Origin of the sequence: Kamptonema animale CS-326, from assembly GCF_028330895.1 — a bacterium.
In the GTDB taxonomy this organism is placed as follows: Bacteria; Cyanobacteriota; Cyanobacteriia; order Cyanobacteriales; family Microcoleaceae; genus Kamptonema; species Kamptonema formosum.
The window spans coordinates 1-3,678 of the sequence record NZ_JAQMUA010000348.1 but is presented as its reverse complement, the minus strand read 5'-3'; the positions used below and the strand labels follow the sequence as shown (position 1 = coordinate 3,678).

4 protein-coding genes are annotated in these 3,678 nt (G+C 46.8%); 2 read left to right on the top strand and 2 right to left on the bottom strand.

The window, feature by feature from the left end:
* The first annotated feature begins 320 nt into the window (after positions 1-320).
* Both PN499_RS20150 and PN499_RS20145 read left to right on the top strand, forming a co-directional pair.
* On the top strand, positions 321-1,082 hold the full coding sequence (locus PN499_RS20150) for an HIRAN domain-containing protein (RefSeq protein ID WP_272033991.1): 762 nt from the start codon (positions 321-323) through the stop codon (positions 1,080-1,082).
* Between the two features lie 404 nt (positions 1,083-1,486).
* Positions 1,487-2,437 (top strand): tyrosine-type recombinase/integrase, encoded by a 951-nt coding sequence (locus PN499_RS20145; RefSeq protein ID WP_272033989.1) that lies wholly within the window; start codon positions 1,487-1,489, stop codon positions 2,435-2,437.
* 165 nt (positions 2,438-2,602) lie between these two features.
* Here PN499_RS20145 and PN499_RS20140 read toward each other — a convergent pair whose 3' ends face one another.
* Both PN499_RS20140 and PN499_RS20135 read right to left on the bottom strand, forming a co-directional pair.
* Entirely contained in the window at positions 2,603-3,121 is a 519-nt protein-coding gene (locus PN499_RS20140; protein WP_272033988.1) for a hypothetical protein, read from the bottom strand.
* A gap of 8 nt (positions 3,122-3,129) precedes the next feature.
* Positions 3,130-3,504: a hypothetical protein gene (locus tag PN499_RS20135; protein WP_272033986.1), complete on the bottom strand. Its 375-nt coding sequence runs from the start codon at positions 3,502-3,504 to the stop codon at positions 3,130-3,132.
* Positions 3,505-3,678 lie beyond the last annotated feature (174 nt).

Here is a 3,678-nt window from a genome sequence, read left to right as displayed (position 1 = left end):
TCGGTGGTGAGGTTCTGCGGTAAGGTTCAGAAATATGTCGTTAGAGCTGTTTCTGGGGCTCAGGTAATGGTGAAATCCCTGTTTTCGGGGCAATTCGTCAACACTTACGCGCACCGCTTAGAGCTTGCAGAAGAAGGGACATGATGAGTTCTTTATGGCGATCGCGCACACATGGGGACAAGAAAGTTGAACGGCTTATTACACAAGGGTTTGAGTTAATAGTCTCAAAAAAGATCGAGAGTAGAGGCGATCGCGATTAATGCTCAGTTCAGCCTTGTATTTGTGAACTGCTGTCTGCTTACCTTGAGGAAAGCGCTACCGTGAAGACAAAATTAACGCTTTTTTTGGCTTGGCAAGACCAAAATAGCCGTTCCTGGTTTCCCATTGGCAGGCTAACATTTGATGGAATTAACTACGAATTTACCTACACGCAAGGCGTTTTAGAAGCTCAAGAAAAGTGCGTTTTTGAACCCTTATCCTCGTTTCCGCGCTTAGGTGAAGTCTATAAATCAACCTATTTATTTCCCGTATTTGCTAATCGGTTGATGCCGAAAACTCGCCCCGATTACTCAAGTTTTATTCACTGGCTAAATCTTTCTCAAGATGAAAGAGATCCAATTGCCATGTTAGCCCGCAGCGGTGGGCGGCGTGAAACAGATACGCTGACTGTTTTTCCCATTCCTGAACCAGATTCAGAAGGACGGTATTGCCTTCACTTTTTCTTGCACGGACTGCGGTATTTGCCACAATGTGCAATTGAGCGAATTAATCGCTTAGAGACTGGAGAAAAGTTGTGGTTAGCTCACGAATTTCAAAATCATTATGATTCTAAAGCATTGACTTTAAATACCGATGATCGCTATATTGTCGGGTATTGTCCGCGATATTTGAATAGTGAGATTTTTGAAGTTCTATTGAGGAATCCCAGTTTGGTAGAGGTGCACGTAGAGCGTGTCAATCAGCCACCGACACCGCTTCAGTTTCGCTTGCTGTGTAATATAACTGCTCAATGCTATGATGGCTTTTGCCCCTTTTCAAGTGATGAATATCAGGCTTTGAGCGGTGAGGTAGCAACTGTTTAACTCATAGGTTACGGTGACAATTTTTATGGTAAAATGATGTGTGGATTGTCAGGAAAAAAAAATTAACCTCGCAGCAAAACTCGCTCAGGTAATGCTTGATAATAATCTCGCTGCATTAAGAGGTTTAGGCTTCAAAAAGTACAAACTAGATGCGCGTCAGCTTTCCTCAAGTCCCATCGCGGACTCTCTTTTTAGTGGTAAACGACAGAACAGGGGACATTAGGGTCTCAAAACAGTATCAAAACGGTGTCAAAAAGGAGAAAACGGCAGCATCTGTTGATGCTCCCGCACTTGCAGCAATTTCTCTGGGTCAGTCAAACTTTTTTTGCTGTGATTGCACTCATTGTCCGACAATTAAGAGGAATTCCTAGAATCCTCGTTCTGACAATTTCATAGGTCGTCCTTTGAACACTGTTACCTCAGATTTAACGCTCTTGTTGCCACAGCCTCTGCCGCTGACTTCTCACCCGGTGGCGGTGTACCTTTCTCTGTTGGCACCCGGCTCACAGCCGACGATGCGGCAGTCTCTTGATGCGATCGCGTCTTTGCTGACGGAGGGGCAGTGCGACGCGATGACGCTGAATTGGGCGACGCTGCGCTACCAGCACACGGCTGCGGTGCAAGGGGCATTGATGGCACAGCACTCTCCGGCTACTGCTAAAAAGATGATGTGTGCTCTGAAGCGGGTGTTGAAAGAATCACTGCGGCTGGATTTGATGAGCGCGACTGACTATGCCAAGGCGATTGATTTGCCTAAAATTAGGACATCTGACAAACTCAGGGGGCGGGCCTTGAGCGCTGATGAAATTGCCACTCTGTTTGAGGTGTGCCACAATGACCCGACTCAGGCAGGCGCTCGCGATGCGGCTCTGCTGGCGATCCTGCGGGTGGGTTTGCGCCGGGCTGAGGTGGTGAAGCTGGAATTGAGGGACTTTAATGCTCGCACGGGTGCTATGAAGGTACGAGGCGGTAAGGGGAACAAAGACCGCACGGTGTACCTTCCTGGGGATGCTGTGGAGGTGGTGGAAGATTGGCTCGTGGTTCGGGGTCTGGAAGCGGGAGCGTTGTTGTGTCCGGCCTGGAAGATGGGTCGGATACATATCAGACCGCTAACACCCCAGGCGGTATTAGTGATTTTGCAAAAGCGGGCAATAGAGGCGGGGGTGGAGTCGTTTTCTCCTCACGATTTCCGCCGGACTTTTTGCTCGGATTTGCTAGATGCTGGAGTTGATATCGTGACGGTGGCGGAGCTGGCGGGGCATTCTTCGCCTGCAATTGTGGCTAAATATGACCGCCGGGGAGAGGAAAGGAAGCGGCTCGCTGTGGAGCTGTTGTCGATTCGGAACAAGCGTTGAACTGCCAACAAGCGACAGTAGTCTTGGAGCGCGAATTGACTTCTAGGCTTTAAGTTATAATCCCCTGAAAGAGAAAGGGTGACGGCTTTTGCTCGGTACACAATACTTATTCAGACATCACCAATGTAAGGAATTAAGCTTACCTTTGCCAAGCGGAGTACCGAGCTATGCCAACCCTAAACTTATCCCATTCCTAATGAAGCCAGCCTTCTGAAAACTGCCAGTTTCAGGGTTGATGGTTAAACACTCGCCCGACAGTAATTTTATCACTAATTCGCCTTCAACCAGCGACATTCCAATCGCTGTATCAGGTAAAGCTTTATTAGAGCGGATAGAGCCTCTGCGGTTGAAAAGTAAAAAGTCCTCTTCAGTAATGGCAGCAGTAACTTTGTCTAAAGTTAGCATTTGCACCAAGTAGGAAGTTAGCGGCAAAGTTAGCAAAATCTTACCCGTTTCCCTACAAATCGCAGCTACCTTTTGTTCAACACCCACCCAAATCGTTTGTCCGTCTGGTGAAAGTTTCACCATCGGTTTAATTAAATCGCTGTTCCAACTAATGCCGTAAACTCCCAAATTTTCGCCCAGGTCAATGATGGCAAATTGACGTGAATACTCGGTGGCTATCAGTTGCCGAGAAGCATCAATTTGATTAAAGTCAACTTCGTGAATAATCTGAATTTTCATCGCAGTTTTTATCGATAAATTTTGACAACAAGTGAGGCTACTTGAGGGATGGCTCCCAGGTCGCTTTCTGGGTAATAATAGCGGATAAAAATGGCTCCCGTTGCTTCAGTACCGCTCACTTCGAGTTTGCGGGTAATGCTAGTACCATATTCAGTATCTCTCCTATCTTCAGGAATTTCAGGCGCATTTAAGCCCTCCCGAAAGATTTGCATGAGCCTTTCTCTGCCACCCGTTGCTTCGTCAATTCCCAGCCGACTCAATTCTCTTAAATTTTGTAACGACCTCTGGGTATTAGTTGGGTCGGGAGTAACGCGCCCGAAAAAGAAGTCGAATTTGCTTTCTCTGACCGTGAAACCTTCACCCTGAATAACATTATCCGCCATTCAACCTTGATCCTATACGATTGAGTTATCTAGGTGTAGCGAACTGCAAAAAGCAGAGGTCAAAACTGCAAAAAGGGGATTTTTGAAACCACATTAACTGCCAAAAGTGGGTGTCTCAAAACCACATTCAGTGCAGAAGAAACCACATTACGTGCAAATAAACTGCAAACAGAC

Bases quoted from the DNA above. Each gene is read 5' to 3' on its own strand.
- PN499_RS20135 (WP_272033986.1), bottom strand. From the start codon at position 3,504: ATGGCGGATAATGTTATTCAGGGTGAAGGTTTCACGGTCAGAGAAAGC.
- PN499_RS20140 (WP_272033988.1), bottom strand. From the start codon at position 3,121: ATGAAAATTCAGATTATTCACGAAGTTGACTTTAATCAAATTGATGCT.